The organism is Pseudoalteromonas phenolica (assembly GCF_005876835.1).
GTDB lineage: Bacteria > Pseudomonadota > Gammaproteobacteria > Enterobacterales > Alteromonadaceae > Pseudoalteromonas > Pseudoalteromonas phenolica_B.
The window spans coordinates 143,229-159,950 of record NZ_PPSW01000014.1 but is presented as its reverse complement, the minus strand read 5'-3'; the positions used below and the strand labels follow the sequence as shown (position 1 = coordinate 159,950).

At 41.5% G+C, this 16,722-nt stretch carries 18 protein-coding genes; 10 read left to right on the top strand and 8 right to left on the bottom strand.

All coding sequences use genetic code 11. From position 1 onward, the window contains the following. Positions 1 to 23 precede the first annotated feature (23 nt). Positions 24 to 902 carry a LysR family transcriptional regulator gene (locus C1E24_RS10165; protein ID WP_138481098.1) on the bottom strand — a complete coding sequence of 293 codons (879 nt, stop codon included), beginning with the start codon at positions 900 to 902 and terminating at the stop codon, positions 24 to 26. Between the two features lie 100 nt (positions 903 to 1,002). Here C1E24_RS10165 and C1E24_RS10160 point away from each other — a divergent pair, with 100 nt between their 5' ends. Beyond that, positions 1,003 to 1,371 (top strand): DoxX family protein, encoded by a 369-nt coding sequence (locus C1E24_RS10160; RefSeq protein WP_138481096.1) that lies wholly within the window; start codon positions 1,003 to 1,005, stop codon positions 1,369 to 1,371. Positions 1,372 to 1,386: 15 nt separating this feature from the next. Here the strand turns inward: C1E24_RS10160 and C1E24_RS10155 are convergent, their stop codons facing one another. Together C1E24_RS10155 and C1E24_RS10150 are read right to left on the bottom strand one after the other, a co-directional pair. Further along, on the bottom strand, positions 1,387 to 2,247 hold the full coding sequence (locus C1E24_RS10155) for a hypothetical protein (RefSeq protein WP_138481094.1): 861 nt from the start codon (positions 2,245 to 2,247) through the stop codon (positions 1,387 to 1,389). Between the two features lie 527 nt (positions 2,248 to 2,774). Next, positions 2,775 to 3,698: a histone deacetylase family protein gene (locus C1E24_RS10150; protein WP_138481092.1), complete on the bottom strand. Its 924-nt coding sequence runs from the start codon at positions 3,696 to 3,698 to the stop codon at positions 2,775 to 2,777. 307 nt (positions 3,699 to 4,005) lie between these two features. Here C1E24_RS10150 and C1E24_RS10145 point away from each other — a divergent pair, with 307 nt between their 5' ends. Then, the gene (locus C1E24_RS10145; RefSeq protein ID WP_138481089.1) at positions 4,006 to 4,620 is read left to right on the top strand and encodes a flavin reductase family protein; all 615 of its coding nucleotides are present in this window, start codon (positions 4,006 to 4,008) and stop codon (positions 4,618 to 4,620) included. 122 nt (positions 4,621 to 4,742) lie between these two features. Here the strand turns inward: C1E24_RS10145 and C1E24_RS10140 are convergent, their stop codons facing one another. Then, complete coding sequence (locus tag C1E24_RS10140; RefSeq protein ID WP_138481087.1) at positions 4,743 to 5,324, bottom strand: DUF7010 family protein; 582 nt, start codon at positions 5,322 to 5,324, stop codon at positions 4,743 to 4,745. A 225-nt stretch (positions 5,325 to 5,549) separates the two neighbouring features. Here C1E24_RS10140 and C1E24_RS10135 point away from each other — a divergent pair, with 225 nt between their 5' ends. The 4 genes from C1E24_RS10135 (at position 5,550) to C1E24_RS10120 (ending at position 7,156) form a co-directional block, all read left to right on the top strand. Next, positions 5,550 to 5,999, top strand: a complete 450-nt coding sequence (locus C1E24_RS10135; RefSeq protein ID WP_138481085.1) for a nuclear transport factor 2 family protein — start codon at positions 5,550 to 5,552, stop codon at positions 5,997 to 5,999. A gap of 136 nt (positions 6,000 to 6,135) precedes the next feature. Next, a complete protein-coding gene (locus C1E24_RS10130) occupies positions 6,136 to 6,393 on the top strand; it encodes a hypothetical protein (protein WP_171040861.1) in 258 nt (85 codons plus the stop codon). Positions 6,394 to 6,420: 27 nt separating this feature from the next. Further along, a complete protein-coding gene (locus C1E24_RS21235) occupies positions 6,421 to 7,014 on the top strand; it encodes a sterol desaturase family protein (RefSeq protein ID WP_138481081.1) in 594 nt (197 codons plus the stop codon). Continuing rightward, complete coding sequence (locus C1E24_RS10120; RefSeq protein WP_138481079.1) at positions 6,974 to 7,156, top strand: hypothetical protein; 183 nt, start codon at positions 6,974 to 6,976, stop codon at positions 7,154 to 7,156. Before C1E24_RS21235 ends, C1E24_RS10120 begins: the two co-directional genes overlap by 41 nt. Positions 7,157 to 7,272: 116 nt before the next feature. Here C1E24_RS10120 and ltaE read toward each other — a convergent pair whose 3' ends face one another. Continuing rightward, on the bottom strand, positions 7,273 to 8,280 hold the full coding sequence (gene ltaE, locus C1E24_RS10115) for a low-specificity L-threonine aldolase (protein ID WP_138481283.1): 1,008 nt from the start codon (positions 8,278 to 8,280) through the stop codon (positions 7,273 to 7,275). A gap of 225 nt (positions 8,281 to 8,505) precedes the next feature. Between ltaE and C1E24_RS10110 the strand changes: the two genes are divergently transcribed. Next, positions 8,506 to 10,050: an FAD-binding oxidoreductase gene (locus C1E24_RS10110; RefSeq protein ID WP_138481077.1), complete on the top strand. Its 1,545-nt coding sequence runs from the start codon at positions 8,506 to 8,508 to the stop codon at positions 10,048 to 10,050. Positions 10,051 to 10,097: 47 nt separating this feature from the next. On the opposite strand, the gene C1E24_RS10105 is transcribed toward C1E24_RS10110, so the two are convergent. From C1E24_RS10105 to C1E24_RS10095, 3 genes are read right to left on the bottom strand one after another with little or no spacing between them, the layout of a single operon-like run. Continuing rightward, on the bottom strand, positions 10,098 to 11,504 hold the full coding sequence (locus C1E24_RS10105; protein ID WP_138481075.1) for an alanine/glycine:cation symporter family protein: 1,407 nt from the start codon (positions 11,502 to 11,504) through the stop codon (positions 10,098 to 10,100). Positions 11,505 to 11,533: 29 nt separating this feature from the next. After that, entirely contained in the window at positions 11,534 to 12,454 is a 921-nt protein-coding gene (gene ctlX, locus C1E24_RS10100) for a citrulline utilization hydrolase CtlX (protein ID WP_138481073.1), read from the bottom strand. A gap of 38 nt (positions 12,455 to 12,492) precedes the next feature. Next, on the bottom strand, positions 12,493 to 13,614 hold the full coding sequence (locus tag C1E24_RS10095) for an ornithine cyclodeaminase (RefSeq protein ID WP_138481071.1): 1,122 nt from the start codon (positions 13,612 to 13,614) through the stop codon (positions 12,493 to 12,495). A 236-nt stretch (positions 13,615 to 13,850) separates the two neighbouring features. On the opposite strand from C1E24_RS10095, the gene C1E24_RS10090 reads away from it, so the two are divergent. From C1E24_RS10090 to C1E24_RS10080, 3 genes are all read left to right on the top strand, one after another. Then, positions 13,851 to 14,291, top strand: a complete 441-nt coding sequence (locus C1E24_RS10090; protein WP_058030352.1) for an Lrp/AsnC family transcriptional regulator — start codon at positions 13,851 to 13,853, stop codon at positions 14,289 to 14,291. Positions 14,292 to 14,436: 145 nt separating this feature from the next. After that, complete coding sequence (locus tag C1E24_RS10085; RefSeq protein WP_206078128.1) at positions 14,437 to 15,555, top strand: HD domain-containing phosphohydrolase; 1,119 nt, start codon at positions 14,437 to 14,439, stop codon at positions 15,553 to 15,555. 89 nt (positions 15,556 to 15,644) lie between these two features. Then, positions 15,645 to 16,661, top strand: a complete 1,017-nt coding sequence (locus C1E24_RS10080; RefSeq protein WP_138481069.1) for an acyltransferase family protein — start codon at positions 15,645 to 15,647, stop codon at positions 16,659 to 16,661. Positions 16,662 to 16,722: the final 61 nt, after the last annotated feature.

The following is a 16,722-nucleotide window of genomic DNA, read 5'->3' as shown; positions in this document are numbered from 1 at the left end:
CCTTTTAGAGCATGAATAAGAGATTATTCATGCTCTTTTAAATGGGCACTCAAGAAATCAATAAAAGCCCCAATCTTGTGAGGAATGTAATTACTATTTTTATAAACTGCATACATTGGCAATGAAAACGCATGCTTTTGATGTAAAATTTCAACAAGTTCACCATTTTCAAAATACTCTGCGACCATCCATTTGGGCATGGCAGCTATACCAGAACCCAACCTTGCCATTTTCACTATCATGTCAGGGTTATCACTCTTTATCACTTCGTTTACTTGTACTTTACTGTCTTTGAATGTCCACACATTAGAAGGACGCATTAAAGAGTAGGTAATGCACTTATGGGTGCTTAATTCAGACGGGGTGTGAGGAGTGCCAACTTCAGCTAAATATCTGGGAGAGGCGAAGTAACATAAAGAATGCTCGATTAATTTTTTCGCTTTTAAGTTTGAATCTTCAAGGTGAGCGGCCCTGATCGCAATATCAATATTGTCTTTGAATAAATCAGCGTGTTGATCATTCACTGAGATATCAAGCTCGAGTTCGGGGTGGAGTGCCATAAAGTGTTTTAAGGGCTCAGCGAGTCGCTTTGTTGCAAACGCCGAGGGGGCGGAAATTCTAAGCTTGCCCACGACTTTAGATTGCTCGTTGCGGATCTGGTGCTCAGTTAACGATAGCTTTTCAAGCACTTCTTGGCTACAGGCTAAATAATCACTTCCTGCATCTGTAAGCGTGATTTTTCTGGGTGTTCGGTTAAATAAAGTAAAGCCCAAGTTTTGTTCAAGCCAGGCAATGCGCTTACTGACAGCGCCTTGAGTCATGTTTAATTCGTCTGCGGTTGCAGTAAAACTACCCAAACGCGCTGCGGTGGCAAACACCGAAAGGCATGTGAGTTTATCCATTATGCATTCCTATTTGGAATACCAATTATGTAATTAATAGCATTTATTGCAAATTTTAGGAATGCTTAAATAGCACCATTCTCAAATACGGAGTTTAAACATGAAGATTATTTCATTGGTGTTATTCGCGTTCTTTTCATTTGCAAGTTCAATCAAATTAACGGGGTGGCAAAAGAAGGTTTTTCAGATCCAGTTAGGTTTTTTCAAAAACTATGGCTTGAGTCGTACCCATATGTTCTTAATTGGGTTGATAGAAAGCGTATCAGCGTTGAATTTGCTGTTATCAGTATTAATAGACAACAGCTTACTCAATGCGTTAGGTGCAATTGGCATTCTATTTACATCAATAGGTGCAATTTTCTTTCACCTACGTTTTGACACACTAAAAGATGCCCTGCCTGCAATAGTCACTTTGTCTTTATCGGCGGCTTTAGCTTTTAATAATCAATATGTTTATAACGTCATATAACACTTATCAAAAAACTTAATCACTGAGTAGTTTATATTTCAAAAACAAGTCGCTGATCCTGCGAGTTAACAAGCTTTGCTCGGTATTTGGCACATGATGTAAGTGCATCGATAAATAAGGCTCTGTGGGATAAAGCCTGAGTAGGGTCTTGTTAATTTCAGTTATTATTTTTTTAGATCTTGGCGTGCTACTGCAGGCAATATGCCCAGCAATAAATTTGGGATGATTGTTAACAGTCACCGAAGCAATATCAGTGTCATCTTCAGCGTAATATTGTTTAAAAATAGTGGGGTATGAAATTAAGAAATCAACGCGATGTCGGGCAAACAGTTTGATCATGGCATCGTATGCATCACTGCCTGCACGGGCGAGTAAGTTTTCATTTTTTAACAGTTGTATTTGCTTATCTAGCCCTTTTCCATATGACCTGCCTGTTTCGATGGCAAGGCTTGCCATCGAGTAGTGATTAAACAATTTATTCAAACTAATCAACTCGCCATTTTCGGTTAACATATTGTCTAGTAAAGGTGTGCGGTCTTTAAAATAGTAAAGTCGATGACTGGGATACAAGTGCACAGGATATGAATAGAGGTTATAGAGTTGGCGCTCTTCGGTTTTTATGCGGTTTACTGCACAAATGGTTTTGTCTTGCTTAAGAAGCGCATCAATACGGGCAGTGGGGGCGATTTTTAGCTCAAAATTAACGTTTTCTATGTTTTCAAATAACAAGCGGTAAGAGTCACTGGCAATATCATTGCGACCATCTTTATAAAATAGCTCGAGATCGTTTGCATCATCACTTAACAATGTGACCTTATCAGCATCAGCGCTAAATGATATCAACAATAAAATAAACAGCGAGAGTAAGTACTTCATAAACACCACTTGAAGTTAATTTATTCCATTATAGTCAATAAACACAATAACTGATGGAGAGTTTTAACACACGTTAAAAGTGGTAGGTAGTGTATTTGCACTAATAGCAATTCAGTAAAACATGTAGAGTTCTGTGCACAGAACATCACTGAGATACTTTAAGGTTGGGTAAATTTATAAAGTTTTAAATAAGCCTCTTGGTTTTGGTTTATCCGATAATTTTGAGTTTATTAAAGCAAATGTTTGACTGATATAAAGAGTGGTGCGCGGGGTAAACCCGCGCCTACAGCTCAAAGTAAGCCTGTAGGCGTTGGGTTACCCACGCTTTTTGAATTTATAAGGTGAATGTTGCGTTACCCAAACCATGCTGCGCTACAACTCAGAGCAAGTCTTGAAGGCGTTGGTTTACCCAATGCATTTTGCATTTATAAGGTGAAAATTGAGTTATCTAAATCGCGCCTACAGCTTAGAACAAGCTTTGTTGGCGTTGGTTTATTCAACACATCTAAATCTTCTAAACAACCTTACTATAACAACGCGGCTTGTTTCACCACAATCGCATGACGTTTAGCCAATCGTAAATGATCTTTATCGTAACCGCCGCCGATCACAGTAGCCACTGGCACGCCTTTGCTTTGGCAGGTTTTAAGCACTAACGCATCACGCTTTTCTAATCCTTGCCATGAAATATTGAGCTTACCTAGGGTATCTTGCTCCCATACATCAACGCCTGCATCGTATAGCACCAAATCGGGGTTTAGATCTTCAATTAAGCCCGTTAAGGTTTCTTGTACAATATTTAAATATGCAGCGTCTTCTAAATGATTTTCAAGACCGATATCTAAATCACTGTCGTGTTTTCTAAACGGAAAGTTCTTCTCGCAATGAATAGAGCAGGTAAACACATACGGGTTGTGTTTTAACATGGCGGCGGTGCCATCGCCTTGGTGCACGTCTAAATCAAAAACCAGTACATTATTCACCTTGCCTTGCTGAATAAGCGTTGTCGATGTATACGCAAGGTCATTCACCATGCAATAGCCTGAGCCAAAATCATAATGGGCGTGATGGGTGCCACCGGCAAGATGACAGGCAACCCCATGTTTAAGGGCTAACTCTGCGGTTTTTAATGTACCAAGCGGTGCGGTAAAAGTACGCGCCATTAATTGCTCTGACCAAGGTAAGCCAATCCGACGCATGGTTTTGTCATCGAGTTGGTTACGCCATAGATCCCAAATATAGTCTTCGCAATGCACCAGCTCGAGTGGCGAAGGCGAGCCAAGTTCTGGTTGAACTAGGTTGCCACCAATTAAGCCCATGCTTTTTACTTCATTATATAAATTAGCGAATTTACTCATCACAAAGCGGTGTTTAGGATCAAAACTAAACGAGTAATTTGGATGATAAACAAGCGGTAAACGGGTGTTGAGCGGGCTGTGATTTGAGAGCATTAAAGGCGGTACTTAGTTTAAATTGCGATAATTTTAACTTATACCAACCCTCAATAATACTTAATCATTTTAGGAATTAAAACTGCCACTAACCGCGTTAAAAATTTCTCATTTAGAATAACTAAATAGCAAAATTATTGCCTTGTTATTGAAAGTTTTTCTTGCCTCAAAATAGGCCACTTAATTACGAGGATTGGTATTGATACTCCTTAGGTAATAGTTGAGATTATTATCTGCACCTACAGGTTTTTTTACCGCATGGTTTATGCAATCATGTTGGCCTTATTTTTCGAAGTGGTAAAGACAAATGGAACTGAATTTCTCTGACTTTTCTGGCAATCAAATCTATCACTTAATGACGCAAACTATTATCCCGCGTCCTATTGCTTGGGTGTTAACCGACTCGGGCGAGCAAAGCTATAATCTTGCGCCATTTTCTTATTTCACCGCGGTGTCGAGTGCGCCGCCTCTGATGATGTTTTCGGCTGGTAAAAAACCAACAGGCGAGATTAAAGACACTGTTAAAAACGTAATAAATACCAAACATTGCGTTATTCACATTGCCTCTGAGCTAGACGCTGATTTAGTCACCGCCACGGCTGCAACACTTGAGCATGGCGAGTCTGAAGTCACCGCCAACGACATTGAGCTGGTGGAGTTCTCAGGTTTTGACCTGCCTCGTATTAAAAATTGTCACATCGCTTATGGTTGTGAGTTATATGAGGTGCAACAGATGGGCGAAGCGCCGCAGTCGCTAGTGTTTGTGAAGGTAAAAACCTTATATGTGAACGATGAAGTGATTGAGCTAGATGCCAAACAACGTTTAAAAATTCATGCCGATAAAGTTGCACCGCTGGCGCGTTTAGGCGGTGGGGAATATTCAGGTATTACAGCGCCTTTTGCGATGGCAAGACCTAAATAATGAAAGTTCAATTTAAATAACACCGATTGGATTCGTTATAAGAACAAACAAGCGCAGCATTACGCTGCGCTTGTTTGTTGGGAGGCTTTTTGTTTAAAAAGCATTAATCGAAGAGTTGTTAGTTAAGCCGCTTGCGGGTTTAATGCTTTTTGCATTTGTAAGCTAGCCCATCTCTTTTCAAGGACCAAGATGGTAAATAAGTAACACAACACCACAATAATAGGTTGAAGTACAAAGCTATTCTCTGGGCTGATGATGAAGGCGGCGGTGCATAAAACGGTTCTAACAACTGCGTGCGCCACACAGACCTTAATCTTACAAATTGCACCATGTACTAACCACATTAAACCCGACTGTACAGCAATCGCAAATGGCAGGGCGTAAGGATTTTGCATTGCAAAGGTAATACTGATTGAAAAGGTCAAAAATGTCATCGCAACCGCGGCTAAAAAGATGGTATCGAATGGGTTACGCTCAGCGCCTTTTTTAAACTGTACGTCTTCACCGGTTAACTTTGCGAGACCTAAACCCAAATATACAATTGAACCTGTACCAATATAAATCGCCCAAGTTTGCATGTGTAACGACAAAGTCATACCGGTAAAAATCAGCAAGCTCCACACAATCATGCCGGCCAGTGGTACAGCCAAAAAGCGGCGGTTTTTATAGTTTTGTAAATGTGTTTCTAGGTTAATGGTGTTCATGGCAATCTCCGTCTGTTGATGGAGTAAGTATGGCTAGAAGGTAGGGTGTTTATCAGTGAGGTTTGTCACGACGTTGCATGACAAATGTCATTGCTTTAATTTATGGGTATAGGTTCATGAACGTGAGTGCATGGGAGGGTTTTAGGATTTAAAATAAAGTCTACTCAGTTTGCTTGTCATGTTAGTATAAATAAACAATAAAAACTTTAAAGGAAATATAAGGTTATGAAATTAGTTTGCACTTTATTATCTGCCGCCATACTGTTTGGGAGCTCAACGCTTTCTACATCATCTTTTGCAGCTTCAACTTCTTCAGAAACAGTAAAGAATGTCACAGACATTGTCGATATTCAGCTCAAAGCCTATAACAATCGCGATATTGAGGCGTTTTTAGCAACTTACCATAAAGACGTCGAAATTCACTATTTTCCAGAAGGTCTTAAATACAAAGGTATTGATAAACTGAAAGAAGAATATGAGCTGATGTTCAGCAGAGTCAGTTATTTAAATGCTGCAATTACACACCGCGAAATTCAAGGCCGCTTTGTTGTCGATACAGAAGAAGTAACTGCAAAGTTTATGTATCAAGGTAAAGAGCACGAAAATAATTTTAAAGCGATTGCCACCTATGAAGTTGAAGATGGTTTGATAAAGCGGGTGCTGTTTTTGAAATAATGAAGATTATTTTCATAACTCTTCTCCCTCAACTATTTTAGGTTTAAAGCATGTTTATAGTGCTTCGTGGTACTAATTTGACGAAGCGCTTGTCTGCAGATAAGTTATGGTTTGATTGAAGACAAGGATGAACCTCATGAAGTATTTAATGCCTTTTTTATTACTTTTATCTAGCTGTGTTGTTGTGCCTATTAAAGATGACAACCATGTGAATAAATGTGAGATATCGAGTGATAAAAAAACTTTAAAGGTAATTGATCTAGCAAAAGAGTCCAATACCTACTATTCAATTAGCGGGATAATCCTACTTCCAATTACCGGAGTGGTATCAGGCGTTTATGTTGCAGTAAATAACATATATCACTTAGGCGAAGAAATAATTATTTGTGGCTAATAAGTAATAAGTTTTTCAAGGATTAGAATGACTACCTATATTGCAGTCATCGCACTATTTCTATTTGTGCTAGAGAGGCTGATAAGCTACAAACCATTTGTAAAATCTAAAGCCTGGTATCGGCGCGCAGTACTTTTAAACATAATAACGCTTTTAACCTTCTACTTCGGCTCATTGACTTGGGAGCCTTTCTTTCAATCTATTGAGGTAAGTGACCCTTTAATAAATATGTCTGCACCAGTGCAGGGGTTAATTTGTTATGTCTTTTTTAATTTTGTGTTCTATTGGTGGCACCGTTTAAAGCACAGTAATCGATACTTATGGCGGCTGTTTCATCAAGTGCATCATAGCCCACAAAGAATAGAAGTTTTAACTTCTAATTATTTGCATCCACTGGATGCTGTTAGCAGTTTAATAATAGGTGCAATGACTTGCTATGTGTTGTTGGGTTTTAATTCACTTGCATCAGCATGGTTTACGCTTTACTTGGGTGTGATGGGCTATTTTCTTCACTCGAACATTAGAGCTCCTAGATGGCTTGGTTTCATCATACAGACACCTCAAATGCATCGTATGCATCATGAGTACAATAAACATAGGTCTAATTATTGCGATATTTGATATGCTTTTTGGCACTTATGTAAACCCTAAAAACTCGGATGTATGCGACAAGTGTGGATTCGATGAAAGTAAAGAGTTGAAGCTTAGAGAAATGCTGTTATTTAATGATGTACATAAGCAAACAGAAAATAAAAATGATTAGCTAGCAAGTTTGTAGTGATGTATGAATAGTCAGATTCACATGAGTCTTATTGAGTAAATCTGACGATAAGATATTCTAAGCCTATAGCTAAAAACTTATGTCTAATTACCTATCATTCACTCACTAAAAATAGCCTTAAACCCTTCTACAACAAGCTGACAGTCTGTTTTGCTCACATCTTTATGCAACACAAATCGCATTTGTTCACCGGCACAAATTTTGATGCCTTTTTCTAATAGCTTATCGGCAAGCTCTGAGGGTGAAAGCGAGCCTTGATATTCAACAAACAACATATTGGTGAATTGCTTTGTGACTGTTAGTTCATCTATTTCGTTAAGCTCTGTAGTTAGAAACTCAGCATTGTGGTGATCTTCAATCAATCTTTCGATGTTGTTGTCTAAAGCGAATATACCGGCTGCTGCGACAATACCAGCTTGACGCATGCCACCACCGAGCATTTTGCGCCACTTGTGAGCTTCATGAATAAAGTTTTTCGGGCCACATAAAATACTGCCAAGTGGCGTGCCTAAACCTTTTGATAAACAGATAGAAACCGAATCCATTTGCGACGTAATTGCTGAAACAGGCATATTGTGATGCACCGATGCGTTGAATACCCGTGCACCATCAAGGTGCAAACCAAGTCCTGTGTCGTTACAAAACGTGCGCGCATCATCTAGGTAAGACATAGGCAGAGCTTGCCCGCCAACCGTGTTCTCGATTGATAACAAACGAGTGCGTGCAAAGTGGTGGTCATTAGGTTTAATTTTCTTTTTCGCGATATCGAGTGGAATAGACCCGTTTGTTGCAAATTCAATTGGCTGAGGTTGAATGCTGCCTAATACTGCTGCGCCACCACCTTCGTATTTATAAGTATGAGCGTCTTGACCAACAATATATTCGTCACCACGCTGACAGTGGGCGAGTAGCGCAAGTAAGTTACTTTGCGTACCGCTTGGCGCAAATAAAGCCGCTTCATGGCCTGTAAGTTCCGCGGCTTTTTGTTGTAGTGTATTAACTGTTGGGTCGTCACCAAACACGTCATCGCCAACAGGGGCATTGGCCATTGCCTCACGCATGGCTTTACAAGGTTGGGTGACGGTATCACTGCGTAGGTCGATTATTTTATGGGTCATCTTGTTGTTATTGATCTTTCAAAAATTGATAGTTCAGTCTAGCGCGTGCGGGGCGCCGATTCAATTACCACACTGGTTTTTAAGAAATGATGAAAATTATTAATAATCAATAAAATAGCTCGCCTTTACCCTATTTAAACACAGCGATTTAGCATAATGTGAGTTGTTAAGTAAGTGATAAAAACAACAGTATCAACACAGCAAGGGATCGTTATGGACCGTCGACAGTTTCTCAGCTTTTCAGCCGCTTCTCTATTTTTAACTGCCTGTGGTGGAGGCGAAGGCTCTGCCCCAGAAGTCACACCGCCACTCATAGGTAACAGCCCAGATACTGATGTGTTAAGTAAACTCACAAACGAGCAATGGCAAACGCTGAAAGAAAATGTTTCTGGTCGTGTTATTCTCCCCACGGACGAGCAACCGTATTCGCTGGCACGTTTAAGCTTTAGTACACGTTTTGACCATATTTATCCGCAAGTCGTGGTGAAATGCGTGAATGCACAAGACGTTCAGTCAGCGATCCGCTTTGCAAAAGAGCATGAGCTCCATATTGCCCCACGCTCTGGCAGCCATAGCTATGGTGGTTATTCGACAACCGAAGGTATGATAATAGACGTAGCAGATTTGAATGACATTTCATTACAAGGTGACATTGCCACTATAGGCTCAGGCGCAAGACTTACAGACGTGTATGATCAATTAACACAGCAGGGCGTGTCTATTCCTGCAGGTAGTTGTTTAAGTGTGGGCATAGCGGGGTTAACCATGGGTGGAGGTTTTGGCGTAGTTGATAGAGCACATGGCCTGACGTGCGATACGCTGCAAGCGGTTGAGATAGTCACTGCCGACGCAGAAATCATTAGCTGTGATGCAAGCAACCACAACGAGCTATTTTGGGCACTCAGAGGTGGCGGTGGTGGTAATTTTGGCATTGTGACGCAATTTAAATTCAAAGCTCACGAAGCCAAAGACATCACCGTATTTGAAGCGAATTTTAGTTTTGATGATTTTGAAAATGTATTTGTGGTTTGGCAAACTTTGGCAGAGCAGTGGCCAAATGAAATGTGGGCACAGTGCCTGCCAACTTGGGTGTTTGGCGGTCCGAGAGTCAATGTTCGGGCATTTTGTTTAAACCCTGCTGCAGAAGCGGAAACTCTCTGGCAAAACTTTATTGCGCAAACAGGGGCTGCACCGAGCTCGAATACCCATAGCACAAGTAGTTATCGCAGTGTGATGCTAGGCACTTGTGAGAGCAATGTTGCATCTTGTCATTTAAGCACACAAATGGAAGGTGGCACGATGCAGCGCAGTGCGTTTGGCGCCAGCTCTGATTTTTTTAACTCTCTCATTCCACCAGCGGGTGTAAAAGCATTAAAAGCGGAAATTGAACAGCAAAATAGCGACGGTCATAACGGCATGATCATCATGAATTTGCTCGGTGGCAAAATTGATGAAATAGGAGAGGATGAAACCGCATATCCTCATCGTAAAGCCATTGTAAGTGCCGAATATTATTTACCACTTCACCCAAGTGCCAGCAACGCACAGATAGATACTGCACAAGCTAAGCAAAACGGCTTTAGGCAAGTTATGGCACCCTGGAGCACAGGTGGTGCATATGTAAATTACATCGACCCTTTAATTGCAGATTGGCAACAAGCTTACTACGGTGAGCATTATCTAAAACTTCAGGCTGTTAAAAGTCAGTACGACCCAACTAATGTCTTTAGTCATGGACAGAGTATTTTGCCTGCTTAATTTATTAGACAATTTAAAGAGCGTGTTTAAACACGCTCTTTTGGCTGTTACTCCCACACGCCTTTTTCTGTTTTACCCTGAATTTCAACATTGTCTAATTTAAACTCTGGAGTTTTATTGGCTTTTAGCTGACTTTGATAGTCTTTGGTAATACTCACAATGGTTGGGGTAAGTAGTACGATGGCGTAAACGTTTACTAAGGTCATTAAACCAAGGGCGGCGTCTGCCATGCTCCACACCTCTTTGAGTGATGCAGTTGCACCCCAAAACACCATAAATAAATATAAGGCCGTATAGGCTGCGCGACCGAGTTTATTGTCGAGTTTGAACAGGTGAAGGTTGCTCTCTGCGTAGGCATAGTTTGCGACCACTGAAGTGAAGGCAAAGAGGGTAATGGTCACGGCGACAAAATAATGACCAAACTCGCCAAAGTGGCTGCTCATGGCGTTTTGTGTCATGCCAATGCCTTCCATTTCGCCACTGATGGTAATGTCAGACAGTAAAATGACGACGGCAGTACAGCTACATAAAACGATGGTATCGACAAATACCCCAAGCATTTGCACATAGCCTTGCGCAACAGGATGGTTTGGCACAGGAGACGCACCAGCTGCAGCATGGGGCACGCTACCTGCGCCAGCTTCATTCGAATATAACCCGCGTTGAATACCATTTTTAATGGCAGCTCCGAGTGCACCCGCCCCAGCTTCTGTTAAGCCAAATGCCGAGGCGAACATATCTGCAAACATGGCAGGAAGATGTTGAATATTCATTGCGGTGATCACCAGCGCGACAGCTACAAAGGCCAGCCCCATAAATGGCACTATGAGCTCGGCAAAACGGGCAATACTGCGAAGGCCGCCAACTACAATGAAGCCTGCGATAACGGCAATCACCGCCCCTGAGTAGGTTGGGTCGATAGCAAAAGTATTGTTCAGCGCATCGGCAATGGTGTTAGCTTGCATGGCACTAAAGCTCACCCCATAGCCTAAAAACAAACACAGCGCGAACAGTACCGCGAGCCAAGGTTTGTTAAGCCCTTTACGAATATAGTAGGCAGGACCCCCACGAAATTCATTATTGCCGTCACGAATTTTATAAAGTTGACCGAGTACGCTTTCGGCGAACCCAGTCGCCATACCTAATAGCGCAATTAACCACATCCAAAATACCGCGCCACTGCCCCCTAATGAGATGGCAATGGCAACACCCGCCAAGTTACCCGTGCCGACCCGAGCCGATAAACCCGTGCACAAAGCTTGAAACGAGCTAATGCCTGATTTATCGCCTTGAGTGCTGTCTTTCATCACTTTGAACATGTATCTAAAGTGGCGAAATTGCACAAACTTGAGCTTGAATGAAAACCAGAAGCCTGCAAATAACAGCAAATAAATGAGTATTTGGCCTTGGCCCCAAAGTAGATTGTTAATGGTACTAATTGCGCTATTTATCATTATTATATGCTCTCTTAGTCGTTAAAAATTTAGCGTTTTGACAGATGTATGCCCGCTAGCATGCAGCGAACTGAGCCTCCGGCTAGTTCAATGGCCGAAACATCAAGTGGCACGAGCGTTACACTTTGCTCAAGCAATGCTTTTTGCGATTGGCTGAGCGCTGCAAATGCGGTGCTCGACAATGCCAATAAACGTTTAGAACCTGCGTGTAACTCTAGTGCATTACCGCAAAATGCGCCTATTTGTGCTTCTGTTAAATGGATCACTTTTTTGCCAGCAAATTCAAAACGTCGAATGATTTCATCGCGGCGTTTGGTATCTGTCATCATCTCAAACCCAGCTATAACAAAGTCGCTGCCAATACACATCAAGACATTGGTATGGTAAACTGCTTTACCTTGCTTATCTTGAGCGTCAAACACCATAGGCTCAAAATTAAAGTGCGAGCAAAAACGCTCTAACACGTGAGAGTCGGTGCGGTTTGAGCGAGCGGCATAAGCGACACGTTCAATGTGATCTAACACCATGGCCCCCGTACCCTCTAAAAACAGGTTGTCGTACTCAAGTCCAGAATAATCAATCACATCTTGTACGCGATAATGGGCTTTTAAAAATTCGATGACATCACTGCGACGCTCTTTGCGCCTATTTGGTGCGTACATAGGGTAAATGGCAATTTGCCCACCAAGATGGGTCGAAAACCAATTATTAGGAAATACAGAATCTGGAGTATCGGTGCTTTCATCTTCAAAAATATGCACGTTAATGCCATGACTGCGCAAGGTTTCAGCTGCTTTAGTAACTTGCTCATAGGCTAAACGGCTTACCTCAGCGGGGTCGAATTCGCCGCTTGACTGAAAGCTGTTATCACCCGCCGTTTGCTCGTTCGGGCTAAAATGATGCGGTCTTATCATCACCACTGCGTTGGGTGCTTGGGGAAATAAACTCATAGTGATCTCTTCTTTTTTATTTTTATATAACGAAGTACCTATGCGCTTGGGGCGCTGTGAGTTTGCGTTAAGCCAAACAAGTTTCTTGGGTCTTTAGGGCTTGCTAATAACTCAATCTGCTGCGCCTCTTTATTCTGTTTTACCAGCTCAAAAATAAATCGCAATGCCGAATAATCTTCAAGCGCAAACCCAACCCCGTCGAAAATGGTCAGTTGTGTGTCATGGGTACGACCTGATTGTTCCCCCAAAATGACTTGGTACATCTCGGTCACTTTACTGTCACTTGGTAGTTGTTGAATATCGCCTTCAATACGCGTTTGTGGTTCATATTCTACAAAGACATCTGCACGATTGAGTAGTGCCGCCTCAAGCTCTGTTTTACCCGGGCAGTCGCCGCCAATAGCGTTTATATGCACACCATCACCTACCATGTCACTGGTTAAAATGGTGGCATTACGTTTATCTGCGGTGCAAGTAGTAATGATGTCAGCCCCTTTAATGACCTCTTCGGCTGAGTGGCATATTTCAATATTGAGACTGTTTTCTTTGACGTAACTTTGCAGATTACTAAAGCACTTTTTGGTTGCATTAGGCTCTATGTCATAAAGGCGAACATGAGTTACCCCTAAAATGGCTTTGAATGCGAGTACCTGAAACTCAGATTGCGCACCACAACCAATCATCGCCAGCGTTTTACTGTGTTTTGGCGCAAGATATTTGGCCACCATGGCCGATGTCGCAGCCGTTCTAAGTGCGGTTAGAATGGTCATTTCGCTGAGCATCAGCGGGTAACCACTGGCAACATCGCTTAGAACGCCAAATGCGGTAACGGTCTGTAGGCCGATTTTGGTGTTTTTTGGGTGACCGTTCACATATTTAAAACTAAATTGCTGGTGGTCAGCAACGGGCATCAGCTCGATTACGCCCTCCGCAGAGTGTGCTGCAAAACGGGGTGACTTATCAAAATCAAGCCAACGTTTAAAATCAGCTTCGAGATACTCAACCATGCCAAGCATCAACTGCTCAACACCATATTGATTAATCAGTGCCAACATATCTGAGACACTCACAAAAGTGATGTTTGAAGACTTGATATTGAATGACTCTAAGCCTTTTTGTTCAGCGTTAAAGTGTGTTTTGAACGGGGTTTCTGTGTGCATTTTTTACTACCTAATTTGCCGCATTGAACAGCGGGTCTTGTATATAAATACCGTGAGTTTTGGATAATTAATCTCTTAACCAAAGTTCAGGTTAAGCAAATAATAGAAATGAGTTGAGCTAAACTAAATGTCAAAATATGATGCTTTTTGTATTAATTTTTGACACTTTGCTAGTTTTTGATAAGCAAAGTGATATTTCAAGGTCAAAGTAAAGGCTAATGTAATGGAGAGCAATTTTGGATAATCGAAAACCTTATCTGTTTGATGCCATCGATAAAGAGTTGGTCGCCATTTTAAAAAGTGACGCCAGAGCGCCAGTGGCAAAACTTGCAAAAATACTCGGCGTATCGCGTGGCACAGTACAAAACCGCTTAGATAGGCTGGTAAGTAGTGGGGCAATTTTAGGCTTCACCATTCGCGCCCATGAGCAAATCGAAACAGATGCCATTAAAGCGGTGATGATGATCGAAGTCGTAGGCAAATCGACGACTCAAGTTATTCAAAAGTTACGGGGTATCCCGCAGCTGTTAAAAATGCACACCACCAATGGCGCGTGGGATCTAATCGCCGAAATTCAGACTTCGAATTTGCAAGAGTTTGATTTAGTGCTTCGAGAAGTGAGAGCCATTGACGGGGTGTTAAATTCAGAAACCAGTATTTTGCTTAGTTCGGTATAACCCTTTATCAAAAAAAATTTTTACAGCAAGGGGGAGATAAAGAGTCGGGATAGGTCGTTTTATAAATAATTAAATGGAGGTTGTCTAAATTTTGGAGAATTACACAGTTTTGGCTTATGCTTTAACTGGGGCATATGGAGGTAGTATGGAAATGGACCTAAGGCATACATTAGCAACCAGAGAATACTTTACTGTTCGTGGCGTGTATCAAGACTTTTTAGAACTAGTTGTTGAATTAAGTGAAAGCTCAATTGGCTATTTTCATTTATACGATGATGACACCCAAACGCTACAACTGAATATCTGGTCTAAGAGTGTGCTGACTTATTGCTCAGCAGTGAATGAATCCCATTACCCTCTATCTGAGGCTGGCATATGGGGAGATGCAATCCGACAAAACCAGCCCGTTATCCATAATGCTTATCCAAGTTTAAAAACAAAGAACAAATTACCTGAAGGCCATTTTCCACTAGAGAACCATGTTGCGTTTCCTATCCGCTTAGAAAACAAGATTGTGGCGGTACTTGGTATTGGTAATCGGAGCACTGATTATACAAGTCAACAGGTTTCTCAGATTGAGAAGCAGGTTGACGCATTGTGGGATATTGTTTGCAAGAAAGTGGGTGACATTGTTAAACGAGAAAAACTGCTAGAAGAAGAGTTTGCAAAATACAGCTCTCATCAAGTGCTTTTAGAAATGCTTAAGGCGATTTCTCATAGTCTAGAGATGCGAGATCCATACACCGCAGATCATCAAAAGCATGTGGCATATATCTGTTCAGAAATCGCGGCAAAACTCGATCTGCCTGAGAAACAAAAAATGGGTTTGTATATTGGCGCGTTAATTCATGATATCGGCAAATCAAACATTCCCACTATGATCTTAACCAAGCCTTCAAAATTAATGCCCGAAGAACTTGCGTTGTTAAGAACCCACCCAGCCAGTGGACTTGAAATATTTAAAGAGTGCCACTTTCCTTGGCCTATTCAAGCTATGATAGGTCAGCATCACGAACGACTTGATGGCAGTGGCTACCCTAAAGGACTCACTGAAAATCAAATTTGTTTAGAAGCAAAAATTATCGCAGTGGCCGATACATTTGATGCAATGGCAAACGATAGACCTTATCGCAAGGCCCGAGGGGCTCAAGCGGCTATTAAAGTACTCGTGCAAGGGCGAGGGAAAGAATATGATCCTTATGTGGTTGATGCCTTTATGGCGTGTTACGAACAAGACCCAACATTTGCAGGTATTTATCTGTAGGCTTAAATTATTTAGGTTTACAAAAGTTTACTTGCCGAATTCTTATTCAGCTTTATGCTGGAAAAAATAATAATAAAAAGAATATCAGTTTGCAGATCAGAAGACTTAACACTATACGCGCGCTTGCGGCCATCATTGTTCTAATTACTCACTTTAGTGATAAAACCGACTGGTTGGGTGGCATTTTAGGAGGGCGAGCAGGGCAGTACGGCGTCATGCTGTTTTTTATGTTAAGTGGGTTTTTAATGGCGTATTTGTATGCCGATAAGCCGTTTAATAGGGTCAAGGTTAAAGCTTATTTAATGGCGCGTATTGCTCGGGTCTTACCTTTGTATTTATTGGTCGTGTTGGTGTCATTTGGTACGATACAGCTTGGGTTTCAAAGCTTATATGACATTCCTGATAGCAGTGCTCTGTTGTCACATTTGTTGTTTATTAAAGGCGACAGTGTACTTTGGACCATTGCCCCAGAAATTCACTTTTATCTGCTTTTTGTGTTGCTTTGGGGCATTGCCCAGTGGCGTTTTGGCTATGTACATTTACTGGTTTTCACTTGTTTAATCGGACTGTTTTTATTTAACTTTCCAAGACCAATTGGGCAATTATTTGAGCTTGCTTATGATCTGCATATTTTTAGAAGTCTACCGTACTTTATAGTGGGAGTGCTATTTGGCTTACATTACGGCAAAGCCCATATTCCCGAATACTTAAAAAGCCATGGTTTTGTTTTGATGCTCGGCGGTATTGTCTTGTTATACCCAGATCTCAGCCCAGTTCGGTTTGATAGTGTTTATCGCATGTGGCTCAGTTATGAAGTGTTACTGATGATGTCGGCTATTTTCTTTGCATTGGTATATTTAGTGCCTGATAAAAATGTGATTTTAGAAAACAAACTCGGCGACTTTTTTGGCAAAATCTCATTCTCTTTATACTTGCTGCATATGCCAATATTGGCGCAAGTGGTTAAGTTAGAGATTTCAATATTAATGCAGTTGTGGGTATTTATTGGTTTATCTGTGTTGGCGGCGACGCTTAGCTATCAGTTGTTTGAAAGGCCAGTTGCAAAGCTAATTAGAGGGGGAGAGAAATACCCTAATTATCGGTAGCACCGACTTTATGTCGGGTCATTTTAAAGACTGAAAAACAAAACGGGGCACATGGCCCCGT